17 protein-coding genes are annotated in these 20,556 nt (G+C 63.5%); 8 read left to right on the plus strand and 9 right to left on the minus strand.

Annotated features, from left to right (window positions below; all coding sequences use genetic code 11):
- The first annotated feature begins 147 nt into the window (after positions 1–147).
- Both mscL and FJ978_RS13070 read left to right on the plus strand, forming a co-directional pair.
- Entirely contained in the window at positions 148–570 is a 423-nt protein-coding gene (mscL, locus tag FJ978_RS13065) for a large conductance mechanosensitive channel protein MscL (RefSeq protein ID WP_013897243.1), read from the plus strand.
- Between the two features lie 104 nt (positions 571–674).
- Positions 675–1,841, plus strand: a complete 1,167-nt coding sequence (locus FJ978_RS13070) for a pyridoxal phosphate-dependent aminotransferase (protein ID WP_140572441.1) — start codon at positions 675–677, stop codon at positions 1,839–1,841.
- A 73-nt stretch (positions 1,842–1,914) separates the two neighbouring features.
- Here FJ978_RS13070 and hemA read toward each other — a convergent pair whose 3' ends face one another.
- Complete coding sequence (gene hemA, locus FJ978_RS13075) at positions 1,915–3,192, minus strand: 5-aminolevulinate synthase (protein ID WP_140572442.1); 1,278 nt, start codon at positions 3,190–3,192, stop codon at positions 1,915–1,917.
- A 277-nt stretch (positions 3,193–3,469) separates the two neighbouring features.
- Here hemA and galE point away from each other — a divergent pair, with 277 nt between their 5' ends.
- The gene (galE, locus tag FJ978_RS13080) at positions 3,470–4,465 is read left to right on the plus strand and encodes a UDP-glucose 4-epimerase GalE (RefSeq protein WP_140572443.1); all 996 of its coding nucleotides are present in this window, start codon (positions 3,470–3,472) and stop codon (positions 4,463–4,465) included.
- Positions 4,466–4,564: 99 nt separating this feature from the next.
- Positions 4,565–5,815, plus strand: a complete 1,251-nt coding sequence (locus FJ978_RS13085) for a D-amino acid dehydrogenase (RefSeq protein WP_140572444.1) — start codon at positions 4,565–4,567, stop codon at positions 5,813–5,815.
- A gap of 163 nt (positions 5,816–5,978) precedes the next feature.
- Here FJ978_RS13085 and FJ978_RS13090 read toward each other — a convergent pair whose 3' ends face one another.
- From FJ978_RS13090 to FJ978_RS13120, 7 genes are all read right to left on the minus strand, one after another.
- The gene (locus FJ978_RS13090; protein WP_140572445.1) at positions 5,979–7,355 is read right to left on the minus strand and encodes an FGGY-family carbohydrate kinase; all 1,377 of its coding nucleotides are present in this window, start codon (positions 7,353–7,355) and stop codon (positions 5,979–5,981) included.
- The gene (rhaM, locus tag FJ978_RS13095) at positions 7,352–7,669 is read right to left on the minus strand and encodes an L-rhamnose mutarotase (protein ID WP_140572446.1); all 318 of its coding nucleotides are present in this window, start codon (positions 7,667–7,669) and stop codon (positions 7,352–7,354) included. The genes FJ978_RS13090 and rhaM overlap by 4 nt, the downstream gene beginning before the upstream one ends.
- On the minus strand, positions 7,669–8,664 hold the full coding sequence (locus FJ978_RS13100) for an ABC transporter permease (RefSeq protein WP_013897236.1): 996 nt from the start codon (positions 8,662–8,664) through the stop codon (positions 7,669–7,671). The genes rhaM and FJ978_RS13100 overlap by 1 nt, the downstream gene beginning before the upstream one ends.
- Positions 8,661–9,638, minus strand: coding sequence for an ABC transporter permease (locus tag FJ978_RS13105; RefSeq protein WP_013897235.1), 978 nt, complete (start codon positions 9,636–9,638; stop codon positions 8,661–8,663). The genes FJ978_RS13100 and FJ978_RS13105 overlap by 4 nt, the downstream gene beginning before the upstream one ends.
- On the minus strand, positions 9,635–11,191 hold the full coding sequence (locus FJ978_RS13110; RefSeq protein WP_224730534.1) for a sugar ABC transporter ATP-binding protein: 1,557 nt from the start codon (positions 11,189–11,191) through the stop codon (positions 9,635–9,637). The genes FJ978_RS13105 and FJ978_RS13110 overlap by 4 nt, the downstream gene beginning before the upstream one ends.
- Positions 11,192–11,309: 118 nt before the next feature.
- Entirely contained in the window at positions 11,310–12,305 is a 996-nt protein-coding gene (gene rhaS / locus FJ978_RS13115; RefSeq protein WP_013897233.1) for a rhamnose ABC transporter substrate-binding protein, read from the minus strand.
- A 55-nt stretch (positions 12,306–12,360) separates the two neighbouring features.
- Entirely contained in the window at positions 12,361–13,164 is an 804-nt protein-coding gene (locus FJ978_RS13120; RefSeq protein WP_140572447.1) for a DeoR/GlpR family DNA-binding transcription regulator, read from the minus strand.
- A gap of 184 nt (positions 13,165–13,348) precedes the next feature.
- Between FJ978_RS13120 and FJ978_RS13125 the strand changes: the two genes are divergently transcribed.
- The 3 genes from FJ978_RS13125 (at position 13,349) to ggt (ending at position 18,876) form a co-directional block, all read left to right on the plus strand.
- On the plus strand, positions 13,349–15,451 hold the full coding sequence (locus tag FJ978_RS13125) for a bifunctional rhamnulose-1-phosphate aldolase/short-chain dehydrogenase (RefSeq protein ID WP_013897231.1): 2,103 nt from the start codon (positions 13,349–13,351) through the stop codon (positions 15,449–15,451).
- 95 nt (positions 15,452–15,546) lie between these two features.
- On the plus strand, positions 15,547–16,839 hold the full coding sequence (rhaI, locus tag FJ978_RS13130; RefSeq protein WP_140572448.1) for an L-rhamnose catabolism isomerase: 1,293 nt from the start codon (positions 15,547–15,549) through the stop codon (positions 16,837–16,839).
- A gap of 300 nt (positions 16,840–17,139) precedes the next feature.
- A complete protein-coding gene (ggt, locus tag FJ978_RS13140) occupies positions 17,140–18,876 on the plus strand; it encodes a gamma-glutamyltransferase (protein ID WP_140572449.1) in 1,737 nt (578 codons plus the stop codon).
- A 46-nt stretch (positions 18,877–18,922) separates the two neighbouring features.
- Here ggt and FJ978_RS33175 read toward each other — a convergent pair whose 3' ends face one another.
- Positions 18,923–19,264 (minus strand): hypothetical protein, encoded by a 342-nt coding sequence (locus FJ978_RS33175; protein ID WP_013897228.1) that lies wholly within the window; start codon positions 19,262–19,264, stop codon positions 18,923–18,925.
- A 369-nt stretch (positions 19,265–19,633) separates the two neighbouring features.
- Here FJ978_RS33175 and FJ978_RS13150 point away from each other — a divergent pair, with 369 nt between their 5' ends.
- Complete coding sequence (locus tag FJ978_RS13150; protein WP_140572450.1) at positions 19,634–20,509, plus strand: ABC transporter substrate-binding protein; 876 nt, start codon at positions 19,634–19,636, stop codon at positions 20,507–20,509.
- The last annotated feature ends 47 nt before the right edge of the window (positions 20,510–20,556 follow it).

Raw genomic sequence — 20,556 nt, forward strand, 5'->3', positions numbered from 1 at the left:
GCAGCGAGCCCGGGCGCTACCCAAGGAGAAAGCGGTTGCTTTCCCCTTTTTGCCCATGTTGCAACTCCAGGTTTTTGTTATGTTGCCTTCAGGTCGATGCCGCAAGGACGGAGCGGCAACGCGGCCGGTCATGACAAGGAGGGTCGAATGCTGAAAGAATTCCAGGAATTCATTTCCAAGGGTAACGTGATGGACTTGGCCGTCGGCGTCATCATCGGCGCTGCGTTCGGCAAGATTGTCGATTCCCTTGTCAACGACATCATCATGCCGATCGTCGGTGCGATTTTCGGCGGCCTGGACTTCAACAACTATTTCTTTGGATTGTCCTCTGCCGTGAATGCCACCTCGCTGGCCGACGCCAAGAAACAGGGTGCGGTCTTTGCCTATGGCAGCTTCATCACGGTGGTGCTGAACTTCCTCATCCTCGCCTTCATCATCTTCCTTATGGTCAAGGCGGTGAACAATCTGCGCAGGCGGCTCGAGGCCGAGAAGCCTGCGGCCCCCGCTGCGCCGCCACCCGCCGATGTTGTGTTGCTGACCGAAATCCGCGATCTGCTAGCCAAGCGATAATTTAGCCAACCGTTGCTGGACCAAAACCCCGGCCGTTCGCGGCCGGGGTTTTCTGTTCGAGCATCTGGTAAAGAGCGGCAACTCTAATCAAAACGGATTTGTCCATGAGCCTGATCGACAGCTTTCGCGCCGAAGCCCGTGCCGCACCTGAGAGCGGCATTGTCGCCGTCGTCAATTACGGCCGCCTGCGTGAGGGTCTAATCCCGCTCTGGGCCGGCGAGGGCGACCTGCCGACGCCGGCCTTCATCACCGATGCCGCGTCGAAGGCGCTGGCAGGCGGAGAGACGTTCTACACCTGGCAGAGGGGCATTCCCGACCTCAGGCAGGCGCTGGCCCGCTACTACGCTAGGCATTTCGCCAAGACCTTCCCGGAGGAGCAGTTCATCGTCACCGGATCCGGCATGCATGCCATCCAGATGTCCCTTACCGCTCTCGCCGGCGCCGGCGATGAGGTGATCTATCTGTCGCCGGCCTGGCCGAATTTCGACGCCGCCGCCGCCCTGTCGGGCGCCGTTCCGGTGGCGGTCACGCTCGATCATTCCGGCAATGGCTGGTCCTGCGACGTCGAGAAGATCGCCGCGGCGATCACCCCGCGCACCAAGGCGCTGTTCATCAACACGCCGTCGAACCCGACCGGCTGGACCGCCGATCACGAAACCTTGCGGGCGATCCTCGATCTCGCCCGCGCCAAGAACGTGTGGATCATCGCCGACGAGATCTATTCGCTGTTCCACTATGGCCATGGCCGCGCGCCGTCCTTCCTCGACATCGCCACGGCGGAAGACCGCATCCTGTTCGTCAACTCTTTTTCCAAGAACTGGGCGATGACCGGCTGGCGCGTCGGCTGGATCAAGACGCATCCGAGCCTGCAGCAGGTGTTCGAGAACCTGATCCAGTATTCGAATTCCGGCGTCGCCCAGTTCATGCAGCGCGGCGCGGTCGCGGCTCTCGACGAGGGAGATGGTTTCATCGCCGAACAGGTGGAGCGGGCGAGGAAGGCGCGCGACTTGGTCTGCGGCATTCTCGGCGCCACCGGCCGCGCCCGGTTTACCGTGCCGCAAGGCGCCTTCTACCTGTTCTTCACCGTCGACGGCATCACCGATTCCCGCACCGCTGCCTTCGATATCGTCGACAAGGCCAATGTCGGCCTGGCTCCGGGAACCGCCTTCGGTCCCGGCGGCGAAGCCTTCCTCAGGCTGTGCTTCCACCGCCGCCTCGACCAGATCGAGGAGGCCGCGCACCGGCTGGCGAAGTGGATGGGAACTGTCTGACCAAGCGGTGAAGCCCGAACTGAAGTCGCTCTGGTGCCTCAGATCCCGCCGGAGTTGAGTTTCAAACGGGCTTTCAGCCGCCTGACTTGGGCACCAGCAGCGGAACGATCCGGTCGCTCTTGGCGACAGAAGGCCGGCCGGCGGAACCATAGGGAATGCCCAGCGCATCCCAGGTCTCGACCAGCGCATCCTGCAGTCCCGCGATCAACTCATCGGAATGGAAAGGCGTCGGCGTGATGCGCAGCCGCTCGGTGCCGCGCGGCACGGTCGGGTAGTTGATCGGCTGGATGTAGATGCCGTGCACGCCAAGCAGGCGGTCGCTCGCCATCTTGCACAGTTCGGGGTCACCGACCAGCAGCGGCACGATATGGGTCGGCGATTCCATCACCGGCAGGCCGGCGGCCGACAGGATCTGCTTGGTCCGGCTCGCCTGCTGCTGCTGGGCGTCGCGCTCGGCCTGCGAGCGCTTGAGATGGCGGATCGAGGTGGTGGCCGCGGCGGCGATCGCCGGCGGCAACGCCGTGGTGAAGATGAAGCCCGGCGCGTAGGAGCGCACCGCGTCGATCACCGCACTGGTGCCGGTGATGTAGCCGCCCAGCGTGCCGAACGCCTTGGCCAGCGTGCCTTCGATGATGTCGATGCGGTCGGCCAGGCCCTCGCGCTCGGTGATGCCGCCGCCGCGCGGTCCGTACATGCCGACCGCATGGACCTCGTCGATATAGGTCATGGCATTGTGGCGCTCGGCCAGTTCGACGATCTCCCTGATCGGCGCGATGTCGCCATCCATCGAATAGACGCTTTCGAAGACGATCAGCTTGGCGCGTTCGCGGCCGGCCGCCTGCAGCAGGCTTTCCAGATGCGCGACGTCGTTGTGGCGGAAGATCTTCTTTTCGGCGCCCGAGCGCCGCACGCCCTCGATCATCGAGGCATGGTTCAACTCGTCCGAGATGATCAGGCAGTTGGGCAAAAGCCGGGCGATGGTCGAGATCGACGCTTCGTTGGAGACGAAGCCGGAGGTGAAGACCAGGCCTGCCTCCTTGCCGTGCAGGTCGGCAAGCTCGTGCTCGAGCTCGACCAGCGGGTTCGAGGTGCCGGAAATGTTGCGGGTGCCGCCGGCGCCCGAACCCATCTTGCCGGCCGCGTTCTGGAACGCGGCGATGACGTCGGGATGCTGGCCCATGCCGAGATAATCGTTGGAGCACCAGACGGTGATTTCCTCGGCGCGGCCGTTGGAACGCCATATGGCGCGTGGAAACTTGCCCGCGATGCGCTCGAGGTCGGCGAAGACGCGATAACGACGCTCGGCATGGAGCTGGTCGATCGCTTCCTCGAAGAACCGCTGATAGTTCATGTCGGCTTCCCAATTTTTGGCGGGATCATAATCATTGACCTGTTGGTCGTCCACCGGGCCATTTTGGTCAAAATGCCACGCCCCGCACCTGTTCCTAACGCCGGCGGATCGTGGCCTATTCCCCTCCACGATACCCCCTTTGGATCACTTTTGTTTCAGCATGACGCCACATCGGTGAACGCCGGTAACCAACGGTTCTAATGGCCACGCGGCAGGCTTTCCAGTAAGGCGATGGTTGAGACAGTTTCCGATAAATCTTGGATAAGCGAGGACGCGGATGACGGTTTTGGTGACAGGCGGTGCCGGCTATATCGGCAGCCATATGGTCTGGGAGCTGCTGGATGCCGGCGACAGCGTGGTCGTTCTCGACCGTCTGTCCACCGGCTTCGAATGGGCGGTGGCGCCGGAGGCAAAGCTGGTCGTCGGCGATGTCGCGGACAAGGAATTGGTCGGTTCGATCATCAGGGACAACAAGGTCGACGCCATCATTCACTTCGCCGGCTCCATCGTCGTCCCGGAATCGGTTTCCGACCCGCTCGCCTATTACGAGAACAACACCTCGAAGACGCGCACGCTGATCGAAACCGCGGTTCGCGAGGGCGTGCCCAATTTCATCTTTTCCTCGACCGCCGCCGTCTATGGCGGCGCCGGACTGGAGCCGGTGCGCGAGGATGCCCGCCTGGCGCCGGAATCGCCCTATGGCCTGTCCAAGCTGATGAGCGAATGGATGCTGCGCGATGCAGGCCTCGCGCACGACATCCACTATACCGCGCTGCGCTACTTCAACGTCGCCGGCGCCGATCCCAAGGGGCGCACAGGCCAGTCGACGCCCGGCGCCACCCATCTGATCAAGGTCGCCTGCGAGACCGCGCTCGGCAAGCGGCCCTTCATGCAGGTGTTCGGCACCGATTATCCGACACCGGACGGCACCTGCATGCGCGACTACATCCATGTCAGCGATCTGGCGGCGGCGCATCGCCTGGCCTTGCAGCGGCTGCGCGCCGGGGGCGAGAGCCTCGTCGCCAATTGCGGCTACAGCCATGGTTATTCGGTGCTCGAGGTCATCGACAGCGTGCGCCGTGCCTTCGGCCATGATTTCGAGGTGAAGATGGGCGCCCGCCGGCCCGGTGACGCCGCAGCGGTGGTTGCCAATTCGGATCTCGCCCGGGCGGAACTCGGCTGGATACCGCAGCGCGACGATCTCGACCAGATCGTTGCCGACGCGCTCGCCTGGGAACGCATCCTGACCGGCAAGAACTCCTCGCGCGGCTGAGTCAGCCTCCGAGGGCTCGCAAGCCATCCGGCGAAGCGCTATGGAAGGCACTCGCGGAGGGCGCGGACGCGCTGCGCCGTGTCGAGCTTGGGGGATGGCATGAAGATAACGGTGCTCGGAGCCGGCGTCGTCGGTACGGCGGCGGCCTATTACCTGGCCGGGGATGGCCACGAGGTCACCGTGATCGAGCGTCACGCGGCGCCGGCGCGCGGCACCAGCCAGTCGAATGCCGGCCTGGTGTCGCCGGGGGATGCCACCGCCTGGGCCTCGCCGGCGGCGCTGAAGACGTTCCTGCGCGCGCTTTACAACCATGATCTCGGCATCAAGGTGCGGTTGCGCTTCGATCCCTATTTCCTCGCCTGGAGCCTGCGTTTCCTGCGCCAATGCACTGTGGCGCGCCTGCGCGCCAACAGCCAGGTCAAGCTGCGCCTGGCGCTCTATTCCAGGGATTGCATCAACGCCATCTCCGCCGAAACGGGCATCGGCTACGACGAGCGCAAGAAGGGCATCCTCTATTTCTTCCGCTCGCAGCACAGTCTCGACACCGGCACCGACAATTACCGCTATCTTGCCGAGCACGGCCTGCCGATCGAGATCGTCGGCCGCGACCGGCTGGTGGAGCTTGAGCCGGGTCTTGCCGGCGTGAAGGAAAAGATCGCCGGCGGCGTCTATTCGCCGATCGACCAGACCGGCGATTCCCGCCAGTTCGTCGAGAAGCTCGCCGCTCATGCCGCCGAGAAGCTTGGCGTGAAATTTCTCTACGGCACCGCGGTCGAGGGGCTGGACATCGAGGGCGACCGGGTGCGCGCGGTGATAACCTCGGCCGGACCGATTGCCGGCGATGCCGTGGTCATTTCTATGGGACCGGAGAGCGGCCTGCTCGGCCGCCGTTATGGCATCGACCTGCCGGTCTACCCGGTGAAGGGCTATACCGCGACCATTCCCCTGGAAGACGAGAGCAAGGGGCCGACCATGGGCGGCGCCGACGAGGACCAGCTGATGGCCTATTCGCGCCTTGGCAATCGATTGCGGTTGGCTTCGACCGCCGAATTCACCGGCTTCGACCGCACCCACAAACCCAGCGACTTCGCCACCATGTTCAGGACCGGCAAAGATCTGTTCCCCGGCGCCTTCGACGAGAAGAAGGCCGAACTCTGGGCTGGCCTCAGGCCAATGATGCCGAACTCCGTGCCGGTCATCGGCCAGGCGCGCTATGAAAACGTCTATCTCGATACCGGCCACGGCCATGTCGGCTGGACCATGGCCTGCGGCTCGGGAAAGTTTCTCGCCGATCTGGTTGCCGGGCGAAAGCCGGAGATCGATCCGCAAGGGCTGGTCTATGTCAACTGAAGGAGCTCTCAAGCGGTCCACCGTTTCACGGAAACGTCGGACCGCTCTAACTCTTTGTTTTGGCGCGATTCCCCAAGGGAAAGCGCTACGCGCTTTTCCTGGAATTGCTCTATCGTCGTGCTGGCACCGAACCCATTCTCCCGGACCCAAACGGATCCTGTGATCATCCCCGCGCTTCGACCGCCCTGCGCCAGGCGCTGACGTAGCCGGCCCAGGCCGAGTCGGTCGGCGGTTCAACTCGCTCGCCCTTGCCGTGCGCTGTTATCTGTTTCGTTGCCAGCAACGCCGCGCCGATGCTGGTGCCGGTGGCCGCCTCCGAGGCAACAACGGTGCGTGCGGTCGCTGCGGCCAGCATGCCGACAAACAGCCGGTTGCGGGCAAACGGTCCTTCCACAGTGGTCGGACCGTCGGCGCCGATCAGGTCGAGGCAGGTCGCCGTCATCAGCGCCAGATAGAACGAGATGGCGGCGAAGCGCTGGCCGCTGTTCATGTCGTCGGCATCAAGCCAGATCGCGGTCCGATGTGGGAACGGCCCCGACCCCTGCTGGGTCGAGGGCAGCAGCAACGTCCTTCGCGCCAGCACGGCGTCGACATCTTCCTCGGTCCAGTTCTCCGGCTGGCCTTGCGTCAGCAACGAAAATTCGCGCCCGCCCATGAAACGGGCCGAGGGAACGGGATCACCGAGCGCGTTGACGTTGACCAGCGTGTCGCGCGCCGGGTCGAGGGCGACCGCCTTGCCGCCCACCGCCATCGACACCACCCAGGTGCCGGTCGAGACGACCGAGAACGGTGGCGCGTCGGACAGAAGATGCGGCAGCAGCGATGCGTTGGAATCGTGCAGGCCACAGAAGACAGGTGTTTGCGGATCAAGGCCGGTTCGCGCCGCAAGCGCGGGCAGGGCCGGACCGAGGCGATCCCTGGCCGGCCGCACCGGCGCCATCAGCGCGCGCCAACCCAGAGTGTCGACCAGCGACGAAAAATCCGGTTTCCACGGGTTCCACAGATCGGTGTGGCAGCCGAGCGAGGTCACCTCGTTGGCGGCGATGCCGGTCAGCCGCAAGGCCCAGTATTGCGGATACATCAGCACGGCGGCGGCATTTGCGAATTCGGCCGGGAAGCCTTTCTGCTGCCAGAAGAATTGCGCGCCGAGATTGAGGCCGAGCGGCAGGCGCGGCGTGCCGGTCTCGGCGAAGGGCGGGCGAACCGCGTCATAGTCCGCCGCCAGCCTGTCGGGGCCGTCGAACTCATAGTCGAGCACGGGCAGCACAAGTTCGCCCGCGGCATCGACCAGCACGCCGGTCGCGCCATGGGTGGTGATCGAGATGGCGTCGATGCGCTGTTCGCGGTTGAGGCCGGCAAGGCTGTCGAGGATGAACGCCCACAGCGCTTCGACATCGTGATGCGGATAGGGCGCCTGGCGCACCGGCGCATTCGCCATGCGGCGCAGCGCGACCTCGCCTAGCGTTGCGAGGTCGACCAGCGCCACCTTGGCGTTCGTCTTGCCGATGTCGATGACGGCGATGTGGCGCATCGCACTCATGCCATATGGAACACGGTTTCCAGCTGCACCGCCACCGGTTCGTTGTCCGGCTTGGTCTCCATGAGGTCGGCCATATCAGCCCACCAGCGCTGCATCACCGGATGCCCGGGCAAATCGGCCATGCCGTGGTCGTCACGCCGCCACAGCACGCCGAACAAGATGTTGGTCTCCTCATCGAGGTGAATCGAATAGTCGCAGACGCCGGCCTGCTTCAGAAGCGCGACCAGCGACGGCCAGATTTCGTCGTGGCGCTTCTGGTACTCGGCCTTCATGCCGGGCTTGAGCTTCATCTTGAACGCGTATTTCTCAGGCATCAGCGTCCCCCGCGCAACCGCCGCCAGACGATCGGCAGCGCGATGACGATGATCAGCAACAGGCCGATGAAGATCGACATGACGATGCCGGGCACGTTGAGCAGGCCGAGCCCGAAGGTCACCAGTCCCATGATGAAGGCGGCGAGCACGACGCCCAGGATGCTGCCGGCGCCGCCCAGGATGCTGACGCCGCCCAGAACCACCATGGTGATGACTTCGAGCTCGTAGCCCTGCGCAATCGATGGCCTTGTCGAGCCGAGCCGCGAAGTGATCAGCACCGAGGCGATGCCCGCCATCAGTCCGGTCAGGCAGAACAGGGTGAATTTGATGCGGCCGACGCGCACGCCGGAAAACTGCGCCGCGACCGGGTTGTTGCCGATCGCAAAGACGCGGCGGCCGAAGCTCGTGCGATGCAGCAGGAACCAGTAGATGACGGCGGCGATGAGGAAGAGCATCAGTTCGAACGACACCACCCACCAGACATAGCCCTGGCCGAAGAAGGCAAAACTCTCGGGATAGCCCTTGTAGGCCTGGTCGCCGAGGATGATGAAGGCGATGCCGCGAAACAGGCTCATCGTGCCGATGGTGACGACGATCGAGGGCAGGCCGAGCCTTGTCACCAGCAGCCCGTTGAAGGCGCCGCAGCCGAGCCCGACGACGATGCCGATCAGCACTAGCACCGGCGTTCCGGCACCGGCCTGCACCGCCATGCCCATCATGGTCGAGGCCAACGCGATGATGGCGGCCACCGAGAGGTCGATCTCGCCTGAAATGATCAGCAGCGCCATGGCAAAGGCGATCAGGCCCTTCTCGGTGAAGTTGAAGGTCAGGTCCGACAGCGAATAGGGGTCGAGGAAGTAGGGCGAGGCGAAGCTGTTGATGGCGAAGATGGCGACCGCCACCACGATCAGCAGCGCCTCCCATGAAAAGATCGCCGAACGCAGCGGCTTGTCGAGCCGGTCGGGAATGTGGCGCGGGGCAGGGATGTCGGTCATGCCGCCTCCGCCTTTCTCAGGATGATGCGGCCCTGCTGGCGTTCGCCGCGCGCGTTGAGCACGACAGCCAGGATGATGGCGCTGCCCGAGATCGCCATCTGCCAGAAGGGCGAGATGTTGATGACCGGCAGAGCGTTGGAGATGATGCCGAGGAACAACGCGCCGAGCACCGCCCCACCGACCGAGCCGATGCCGCCGGCGATCGAAATGCCGCCGATGACGCAGGCGGCGATGATGTTGAGCTCATAGCCGTTGGCGACCTCGACCGAGGCGATCACATAGCGCGAGATCCAGAGATAACCGGATAGCCCGCCGACCATGCCGGAGATGCAGAAGACGATGAATTTCGTGCGGCCGACATCGATGCCGGCATAGACCGACGCCGTCGGGTTGACGCCAATGGCATAGATCGAGCGGCCGAGCGCGGTGCGTGTCATCACAACGAAGAACAGCGCGATGACCGCGATGGCGATCCAGGACAGCACGGGAATGCCGAGGAAGGCCGCTCGCTGGAAACCAATGAACTCGGGGCTCATCTTGTCGGCATTGACCCAGGCGCCGCCGGACAGGACGAACGTGGCGCCGCGATAGATGGTCAGCGTGCCCAGGGTCACCACGATCGAGGGGATGTTCAGCCGCCACACCAGCAGACCGTTGATGGCGCCAAGCACCAGCCCGACGGCCAGCGCGATGACGATCAGCAGCGGGATCGGGATCGCCGGATGCGCGGCGTTGAGCATCGCCACCACCATGCCGGTGAAGCAGAGGTTCGACGCCATCGACAGGTCGATCGACCGGGTCAGGATGACCACCATCTGGCCGAGCGCCAGGATCATCAGGATCGAGGTGTCGTTGAACACCTGGCGCAGATTGCCGGGATCGGCAAAGGCCGGGAAGCGCGTCGAGATCAGCCCGATCAAAACGATGATCGCCGCGGCCAGCCAGATTTCGCGGTATTTCAACAAAGCCTTCATGCCGCGATCCCCGCTGCCGTCCGGACCAGCGTCTCGGCGTCCAGTTCCTTGTTGTCGTAGACCGCCGCGACCAGCCCTTCGCGCATGACGACGACGCGGTCGGACATGCCGAGGATTTCGGGAAGCTCCGACGATACCATGATCACCGACAGGCCTTGCGCCACCAGCTCGGCCATGAAGCCGTGCACCGCGGCCTTGGAGCCGATGTCGATGCCTTTGGTCGGCTCATCGAGGATGATCACCTTGGGCGCGGTCGCCAGCCATTTGGCGATGACGATCTTCTGCTGGTTGCCGCCCGACAGCGTGCCGACATCCTGGCTGAGCGAGGAGGCCCGGAGGTCGAGCCGCTCGGTGTAGGAGCGGGCGAGCGAAAACTCTTCCGCCAGCCGCAGCAGGCCGGATCTCGACGTGCGCTTGAGCGAAGGCAGCGAGACGTTCTGGAAGATCGGCAGGCCGATCACCACGCCTTGCTTGCCGCGTTCTTCGGGCACATAGACGATGCCTGCCTCGATCGAATCCGCCGCGGATTTCGGCGCGATCGCCTTGCCGTCCAGCGTGATGGTGCCGCTCGAAATGCGGGTGATGCCTGAAATCGCCTGCATCACCTCGCTGCGTCCGGCGCCGACAAGGCCGTAAAAGCCGAGGATCTCGCCCTTGTGTAGTTCGAATCCGATGTCATTGAATTCGGTCGGATGCGAAAGCCCGGAGACGGTGAGCACGGGCGCGCCGATTTCGGCCTTGCGCTGCGGAAAGATGTGATCGACCGAACGGCCGACCATCATGCGCACGATCTGGCTCTGGGCAGCATCCCTGATCAGGCCTTCGCCGACCATCTCGCCGTCGCGGAACACCGTGTAGCGGTCGGCGATCCGATAAATCTCGTCGAACTTGTGGCTGATGAACAGGATCGCCTTGCCTTGTTCCTTGAGAAACTCGATGAGCAAAAACAGCTCCTCGATCTCCTTCATCGAAAGCGCGGCGGTAGGCTCGTCCATGATGACGATCTGCGCGTCGATCGACATGGCCCGCGCCACGGCGACCAGATGCTTGTTGGCGATGCCGAGATCCTTCAATCTTGCATCGGCGTCGATATGGCCGGCATGCATGGCATCGAGCACTTCGCGCGCATTCTTGCGCATCGTGCGCCAGTCGATGGTGCCGAAACGCGTGCGCGGCGCGTGGCCGAGAAAGATGTTTTCGGCGACGCTCAGATCGTCGAACAGCACGGTTTCCTGATGGATGGCGGTGACGCCATGGCCGAAGGCCGCATGCGCGCTTGGCAAGGTGACCGGCTGGCCATCGATGCTGATCGTGCCCGCGTCGGGCTGGTAGATGCCGGTCATGATCTTGACCAGCGTCGACTTGCCGGCGCCATTCTCGCCGATGAGCGCTGTTACCTGGCCAGGATAGAGCGACAGGCTGACATTGTGCAGCGCCCGCACGCCGGGAAAGCTCTTGGAGATGCCAGACAGCGTCAGGCGTGGGGCTGCCTTACCCTCCCCCTTGTGGGGAGGGTCGCGAACAATGTGAGCGGGGTGGGGGTCTACTAGCATATCAAGGTCCTGGTGCATGGAGATGTCGCCACCCCCACCCCGTCTCGCCTGCATCGCTTCGCGAAGCCGGCTCGCCGACCCTCCCCACAAGGGGGGAGGGTGGTGCGAGCGTCCGAGATCAATAGATCTTGGAGAACTTCTCGATGTTGGACTTGTCGAACTGGAAGGGCGGAGCCATCGCAGCCGAATTGGTGTCGTCGAGCGTGACCTTGCCGACGCGGCCGATCGACAGCGTCGCACCGGGCTTGGCCTCTTCCTTCTTCACCGCCAGGTCATGGGCGAGGTAGACGGCGGAGTAGCCGAGGTCGATCGGGTTCCAGAGAGCCACCGCCTGGCTGGCGCCGTTGTCGATGAACTTCTTGAACTCGGACGGCAGCGCGAGGCCGGTGACGTTGACCTTGCCGATCAGGTTCGCGTCGGTGACGACCTGGGCGGCGGCGACGACGCCGACAGTGGTCGGCGCGATGATCGCCTTGAGGTTCGGATAGGACTTCAACAGGCCCTTGGCTTCGTCGGTGCTCTTGGCCGAATCGTCATCGCCATAGACGGTGGCGACCAGTTTGATCTTGGGGAACTTCTCCGGCAGGATTTTCTTGGCCGCGTCGATCCAGGCGTTCTGGTTGGTCGCGGTCGAGGAAGCCGACAGGATGGCGACGTCGCCGCCCTCAGGCAGATAGTCGGCGGCAAGCTTGATGATGGTCTCACCGATCAGGCCGGTATCGGACGGGTTGAGGTGAAGCTGGCGGCCTTCCTTGGCAACGCCCGAATCCCACGAGATGACGGTGATGCCGCGTTCCATGGCCTTCTTCAACACCGGCACCAGGGCGTCGGCGTCATTGGCGGAAATCGCGATGGCGTTGACCTTCTGCGCGATCAGCGAATTGACCACTTCGATCTGCGCTTCGGCGGTCGCCTTGGTCGGGCCGGTGTAGATGATGTCGACATCGCCGAGTTCCTTGGCCGCCTCTTCGGCGCCCTTGTTGGCGGCATCGAAGAAGCCGTTGCCGAGCGACTTCACCACCAGCGCGATCTTGACGTTTTCGGCGTAGGCGGCATTCACGAACATGGCGGCGGAAAACGCCGCCGTAACCATCAATTTCTTCAGAAAGCTCATCGAATTTCCTCCCTTGAGCGTTGCATTCCATCGCCGCTGCGGGCGTGAGTTGGCCTCAGGCCTGCAGCGAAGATTCTTCCTTTGCCGATTTGCGGGCGACGATCAGCGTCACGCCCGCGGTCTCCAACATCTTGGCTTCGCGATCCTCGATGCCGTCATCCGTGATGACGGTGGCGATGCGCGACAGGCCGCACAGGATCAGGCTGGAGCGCTTGCGGAATTTCGAGGAGTCGACCAGCACCACCAGCTCGTCGGCCTGGTCGATCAGCTTCTGCTCCGCCTGGATCAACAGCGGATCGCCTTCCATCAGGCCGAGCGGCCCCAACCCTTGAGCGCCCATGAACATGCGGCGCGCGTAGAAATTGCGCGTCACGTCATTGTCGAAGGGCGACAGGATGATGTTCTGCTCGCGGTAGATCGTACCGCCGGACAGCATCACCGTGTTCTTGGAATGCTTGAGCAGATGCTCGGCGATCGGGAACGAATTGGTGAAGATCGGCATGCGCCGGCCGGTCAGGAAATGCACCATCTGGAACGTCGTGGTGCCGCCATTGATGATGATCGGCTCGCCATCCCCGCACAGTTCGACCGCTTCACGCGCAATCACCCGCTTCTGAGAAGCATTGATCGTTTCGTTTACGGAAAAGGGCCGGCCGGCGAGCCCGATGAACTGTGGCGGCGAGATTGCCTCGGCGCCGCCTCGCACTCGCCGCAGTCGCTTCTGGACATGCAGTGCCGCGATATCGCGCCGGATCGTCGCCTCGGAGGACTCCGTCAGGTCGACCATCTCCTGCACCGTCACCACAGGCTTTTCCTGGACGGCGGACAGAATGATCCTGTGGCGCTCTTTTTCGTGCATGGTTCCTCCCTGCCTGGCCATCTAGGCACTCAAAACGAGCAGTGTCAATCATTTCCGATCATATAATTTCATTGTGCAGTGCAATATGATCGATGTTGATCGTTTATGATTGACAATCGGCCGGCTTGCGTAGACATTCCCGGCAAAATGGACTGCGCCCTTTTGCGTCCCAGGGAGGATACCTATGCTCGACAAGCGCTCCGGCTCGCGCCTGGCCAATCTGTGGGATGATGCGAAAGCCAAGGGGATGAGCGACCCAGAGCTTCTGGTCTATCGCTCGAACACGCTCGGCTCCGACAAGCGCGTCACCAACTATGGCGGTGGCAACACCTCCTCCAAGATCTGGCAGAAGGATCAGCTCAGCGGCGAGACCGTCGAGGTGCTCTGGGTCAAGGGCTCCGGCGGCGACAGCGCCTCGATCAAGCTCGATGGCTTCGCCACGCTCTACATGGACAAATTGCGCGCGCTCAAAGGCCTTTATCGCGGCGTCGAGCATGAGGACGAGATGGTCGGCTTCCTGCCGCACTGCACGTTCAATCTCAATCCGCGCGCGGCCTCGATCGACACGCCGCTGCACGCCTATGTGCCGAAGCCTTTTGTCGACCACATGCATCCCGATGCCATCATCGCCATCGCCGCCGCGAAGGACTCCAAGGCGCTGACCAAGGAAATTTTCGGCGACGCCATCGGCTGGTTGCCATGGAAGCGGCCGGGCTTCGAACTCGGCCTGTGGCTGGAGAAATTCTGCATTGAAAACCCCGAGGCCAAGGGCGTCATCCTGGAAAGCCACGGCCTGTTCACCTGGGGTGACACGCCCAAGGAATGCTACGAGACCACGATCTCGGTGATCAACCAGGCGATCGAGTGGTTCGAGCGCCGCTCCGAGGGCCTCGCCATATTCGGCGGCGAGGTGGTGAAGTCGCTCGACGCCGCCGCACGCCGCGCCATCGCGGCGAAACTGATGCCGAAAATCCGCGGCCTGATCTCGGAAAAGAGCCATAAGCTCGGCCATTTCGACGACCAGCCCGCCGTGCTCGAATTCGTCAACTCCAGGGATTTGCGCTCGCTGGCCGCACTTGGCACCTCGTGCCCGGACCACTTCCTGCGCACCAAGATCCGCCCGCTGGTCATCGAGTTCGATCCGGCCAAACCCGATGTCGACGCCGTCATCGCCCGCCTCGCCGACGACATTGCCGCTTATCGCGTCGGCTACCAGGCCTATTACGACAGCTGCAAGCATGCGGACTCGCCCGCCATCCGCGATCCCAACGCCGTCGTCTACCTGATGCCCGGCGTCGGCATGTTCACCTTCGCCGGCGACAAGGCCACCGCGCGCATTTCGGGCGAATTCTACGTCAACGCCATCAATGTCATGCGCGGCGCCTCGACCGTCTCCTCCTATGTCGGCCTGCCCGCGCAGGAAGCCTTCGACATCGAATACTGGCTGCTCGAGGATCTGAAGCTGCAGCGCATGCCCAGACCGAAGTCGCTCGCCGGCCAGATCGCGCTGGTCACCGGCGGCGCCGGCGGCATTGGCCGGGCAACGGCCAACCGGCTGCTGCGCGAAGGCGCCTGCGTGGTGCTGGCCGATATCGATGAAGCCGCGCTCGCCAGCGCCAATGAGGAACTGGCGAACGCCTACGGCAAGGATTTCGTCCGGCCCGTGGTGATCAACGTCACCTCGGAGGACCAGGTCGTCGCCGGCTTCGCCGAGACGGCGGTCGAGTTCGGAGGCATCGACATTCTGGTGTCGAATGCTGGGCTGGCCTCCTCGGCGCCGATCGAGGAGACGACGCTGGCGCTGTGGAACAAGAACATGGACATCCTGTCGACCGGCTATTTCCTGGTCTCGCGGGAAGCGTTCCGGCTGTTCAGGGTGCAGAAGATCGGCGGCAACGTTGTCTTCGTCGCCTCCAAGAACGGCCTTGCCGCCTCGCCCAACGCCGCCGCTTATTGCACCGCCAAGGCGGCCGAAATCCATCTCGCCCGCTGCCTGGCGCTTGAGGGCGCGGAGGCCCAGATCAGGGTCAATGTCGTCAATCCGGACGCCGTCCTGCGCGGCTCGAAGATCTGGACCGGCGAGTGGAAGGAACAGCGCGCCGCTGCCTACAAGATGTCGACCGACGATCTGGAAGAGCACTACCGCTCGCGCTCGATGCTGAAGCGTTCGGTGTTTCCCGAAGACATCGCCGAGGCGATCTACTTCTTCGCATCCGACATGTCGGCCAAGTCGACCGGCAACATCATCAACGTCGATGCCGGCAACGCGCAGAGCTTTACGCGCTAGGCCTTCTTTCCTTCTCCCCGTTCACGGGGAGAAGGTGGCCTGAAGGGCCGGATGAGGGGCAGCGCTGACGGAACGCATTTTGGGAGGAATAGCAGTTGTCCGAAACCATCATCTCCACCGAAATCGTCGAAAAGGACAACGCCGCGCGCAAAGCCAACCTCGAGCGTGACTACGCCTCGCTCGGCGAACGCCTCGACCGTCGCGGCATCGCCATCGACGCCATCCGCGACAAGGTCGAGAAATTCGCCGTGGCCATCCCTTCCTGGGGTGTCGGCACTGGCGGCACACGCTTTGCTCGTTTTCCCGGCGCCGGCGAGCCGCGCGACATCTTCGACAAGATCGAGGATTGCGCCGTCATCCAGCAATTGACGCAGGCGACGCCGACCGTCTCCTTGCACATTCCGTGGGACAAGGCCGATCCGAACCGGCTGAAGCAGGCGGCCTCGCGCTTCGGTCTCGGCTTCGACGCCATGAATTCCAACACCTTCTCGGACGCCAGGGACCAGAAGCTGTCCTACAAATTCGGCTCGCTGTCGCATGCCGATGCCGGCACCCGCCGGCAAGCGGTCGAGCACAATCTCGAATGCATCGAGATCGGCAGGACGCTGGGCTCCAAGGCGCTGACGGTATGGATCGGCGACGGCTCGAACTTTCCCGGCCAGGTGAATTTCGCCAGGGCCTTCGAGCGCTATCTCGACGCCATGAAGCAAGTCTATGCCGGGCTGCCGACGGACTGGAAGCTGTTCAGCGAACACAAGATGTACGAGCCGGCCTTCTATTCCACCGTCGTGCAGGATTGGGGCACCAATTATATGATCGCCAGGGAGTTGGGCGACAAGGCCTTCTGCCTAGTCGACCTTGGCCACCACGCGCCCAACGTCAACATCGAGATGATCGTGTCGCGGCTGATCCAGTTCCGGAAACTCGGCGGCTTCCACTTCAACGATTCCAAATATGGCGACGACGATCTCGATGCCGGTTCGATCGACCCCTACCGGCTGTTCCTAGTCTTCAACGAATTGGTCGATGCCGAACTCTCCGGCGCCGAGGGTTTCGATCCCGCCCATATGCTCGACCAGAGCCATAACGTCACCGATCCGATCGAAAGCTTGATGCTGTCGGCGGTCGAGGTGCAGCGCGCCTATGCGCAGGCGCTGCTGGTCGACCGCAAGGCGCTCGAAGGCTTCCAGGAGGCCAATGACGCGCTGATGGCGACGCAGACGCTGAAAGCGGCCTACCGCACCGACATCGAGCCGATCCTGGCCATGGCGCGGCTGAAGACCGGCGGTGCCATCGATCCCGTCGCCGCCTACCGTGCCGCGGGCTACCGCGCCAAGGTCGCGGGAGAGCGTCCGGCGGTCGCCGGCGGGAGCGGCGGGATAGTGTAGCCCATAATTCGACGTTTCAGTCGATCCGACAGGGGCGAGGACAGCACTTGAGCACCCCCCTCTGCCCTGCCGGGCATCTCCCCCGCAAGGGGGGAGATTGGCCGCTTCATCGGCGGCGCTCTTCCTGCAACGTCGGAGATTGGCGAAAGCAGGGACAACAACCGATCTCCCCCCCTTGCGGGGGAGATGTCCGGCAGGACAGAGGGGGGTGTGAAGGATCGCCACCCGTTATTATTGGCTGGACTAACCCACCCCAAGAGGCTCTTCTAGGCGCACCCCTCACGCTCCCGGAGGCACGCCATGCCGCTCACCCGCAGAACGCTGATCGCCGTCAGTCTATCGTTGATGCTTACCCTTCAGTCGGTGGCGGTTTTCGCCGCCTCGCCGGCGCCGGCCAAGGGCGAGCACGGCATGGTGGTGACGGCCCAGCACCTGGCATCCGAAGTCGGCGTCGAGGTGTTGAAGAAGGGCGGCAATGCCGTCGATGCGGCGGTCGCGGTGGGTTATGCGCTCGCCGTCGTCTACCCGAATGCCGGCAACATCGGCGGCGGCGGTTTCATGACCGTCCGCTTCAAGGACGGCAAGTCGACTTTTCTCGACTTCCGCGAACGCGCGCCGCTGGCGGCGACCAAGACCATGTATCTCGACAAGGACGGCAAACCGGTGAAGGGGGCGAGCCTGGACGGCTACCTCGCCGTTGGCGTGCCGGGCTCGGTGGCCGGCTTCGAGATGGCGCGTGAAAAATATGGGACGCTGTCCCGGCAAGACCTGATGGCGCCGGCGATCACCTATGCCAAGGACGGCTTCGTCCTCAACCAGGGCGATGCCGCGTCCCTTGCCGGCAATGCGGAGCGGCTGGCCAAGGATCCCGCCGCGGCCGCCATTTTCCTGAAGCCCGATGGCAAGCCCTATGGCATCGGCGAGCGGCTGGTCCAGCCTGATCTTGCCGCCTCGCTCTCGGCGATTTCCGACAAAGGTCCTGATGCATTCTACAAAGGCGCCATCGCCGACGCCATCGTCAAGGCAAGCGGCGCCAAGGGCGGCATCCTGGCCAAACCAGATTTCGAGCAATATGCGGTGCGCGAACTCAAACCGGTGACCTGCAGCTATCGCGGCTACGAGATCACATCCTCGCCGCCGCCAAGCTCGGGCGGTGTCATCATCTGCGAGATACTCAACGTGCTGGAAGGCTATCCGCTGTCCTATCTCGGCGCTGGTTCGGCCGAGACGGTCCATGTCATGGTCGAGGCCATGCGCCATGCCTATGTCGACCGCAATTCGGCACTTGGCGATCCCGATTTCGTCGACAATCCGGTCTCGAAGCTGCTCGACAAAGGCTACGCCAAGGACATCCGCGACAAGATCGATCCGTTCCGCGCCGGCGTCTCGCAGGATCTGATGCCGAAGGGCTTTGGCGAGTCGAAGGAGACGACCCACTACTCCATCATCGACAATGACGGCAATGCGGTCGCGGTCACCTACACGCTGAACGGCTCGTTCGGCGCCGGCGTCGTCGCCGACGGCACCGGCATCCTGCTCAACAACGAGATGGACGACTTCACCCAGAAGCCTGGCGTGCCTAACCTCTATGGGCTGGTCCAGGGCGAGGCCAACGCCATCCAGCCCAAGAAGACACCGCTGTCATCGATGAGCCCGACTATCGTCGCCAAGGACGGCAAGCCGTTCATGGTCATCGGCAGCCCGGGCGGCTCGCGCATCATCACCATCACGCTAGAAGCGATCGTCAACGTCATCGACCACGGGATGAACATCCAGGAGGCGATCGACGCGCCGCGCATCCACCACCAGTGGCTGCCCGACACGGTTTACATCGAACCGTTCGGACTGTCGCCGGACACCGAAAGGCTGCTGGCCGGCATGGGCTATCACCTCGATCTGAGCGACCAGACCTGGGGCCAGGCGGCCGGCATTCTCGTTGGCGGCAAGAGCCTGGCGGAAATCGGGAAGGGCGGCGGCGCGCGCTATAACGGCGCCATCGACAGCCGCGCGGCCTCAGGCGAGGCGCTCGGATACTGATTCCAGGCGGATTCTCGGACAGCGGTTCAAAGCCCGGCGAGGGCCGTCAGGTCACCAGCGTGATCGTCGATGCGATCAGCATCAGGGCGGCGATGGCGACGAACAGCGCGTAGATGCGCGGCCGGTCGAGCAGAAGTGCGTTTCCGGAGATCCACGCCGATGTGGCGCCGCCCAGCGCGAAGAGGAAGCCGTTGCGGTGGCCGAAGGTCATCGATGCGGCCATCAGCCCGCCAATGATCAGGGCGCCGAACACGATGATCACGGCGACCGCGTATTTCTCGAAATCGTTGTTGCCGATTCCCGGCCCGATCGCGTTCAGATTTGGCAGGTCGTCCGGATCGAAAGGGTTGGCCGACCCATACTCGTCTTGACCTAAGGATTCTCGCATCACTCGTTCTCCGCTGACCGGCAACAAACCATCAACACTTGCCGAGCGCAACCCGATCGTATGTCCCCTAGGTGCTGAGTGTCATCTTCAACACGTTCCAGCGGCGCTTGTCACCGTCTTTTCAGATACCTGGCTTGACCGCGCCCGCAATTCGCCCCCCGTTTCGGCCTTCGCGACTGCGGCCGCGAGTCGCAGCGCCTGCCTGCAGCCGCCAGATTGATGGCTCCCAGTCATCTAAAATCTTGACTACGAAAATCATGTTTTATAGTCAACCAGCATTGGTCGTTCGGGCCTAGATCCGCAGACAGGCACGTCACGTTGAAAACAGATCAGGATAACGGGCGGGTCACCGATCGCCCGCGCGCTCGGATGACTCGGCGCGGCGCGCTGGCGCTGTTCGTGCTGCCTTTGGTCGCAACCATGGTTCGGCCGGCTGACGTGAAGCCGCTGCGCATCGTCTGCCTGGACGATGGGCTGGCGGAGACCTTGCTGATGCTCGGCGTCACGCCGGTCGCCGTCGCCGACCGCGAGGTCTGGGAAAAATGGGTGGTCGAGCCGCCGCTGCCGCCGCAGGTGGCCGATATCGGCACGATCCTGGAGCCCAATCTCGAATTCCTGCAGCAACTTCGTCCCGACGTCATTCTCTCCATCCCCTATCTCGACGGCATCAAACCGCTACTCGAACGCGTGGCGCCGGTAACGACGATCGGCATCTACACGCCGGATGGCCAGCCCTACCAGCGCGCCATCGAGGCGACCCGCCAGCTGGCGGCGCTTGTCGGCAGGGAAAGCGAAGGCGAAGCCCTGATCGCCGCAACGGAGGCGCATTTTTCTGATGTCAGGCAGCGGCTGGCGCCGCTGTCGGCGAGGCCGATCTATGTCGTCAGCTTCCTCGATCCGCGCAATGTGCGTGTCTACGGCGAGAAAAGCCTGTTCCAGGCGGTGTTCGACCGCATCGGCATCCGCAACGCCTGGACCGGCGAGACCAATTACTGGGGATTTGCAACTGTCGGCATCGACGGGCTGGCGACATCGGACGATGCGCGCCTTGCCTATCTCGAACCCTTGCCGGAGGGGGCGGGCGGCACGCTGACCGAAAGCCCGGTCTGGAATGCCATGCCGTTCGTGCGCAACCGCTCGATCATGCGTCTTGCCCCCGTTCTGATGTTCGGCACGCTGCCTTCGGCGAGCCGTTTTGCCCGGCTGCTGGCGCAAGCGCTGACGACGGAGCCCGCCGGTGGCTGAGCAGGAGGCAATCTTGTCCGACGATGCCAGGTTCGCGCCGCCAGTTT

The sequence above is a fragment of the Mesorhizobium sp. B1-1-7 genome (assembly GCF_006442705.1).
Lineage (GTDB): Bacteria > Pseudomonadota > Alphaproteobacteria > Rhizobiales > Rhizobiaceae > Mesorhizobium > Mesorhizobium opportunistum.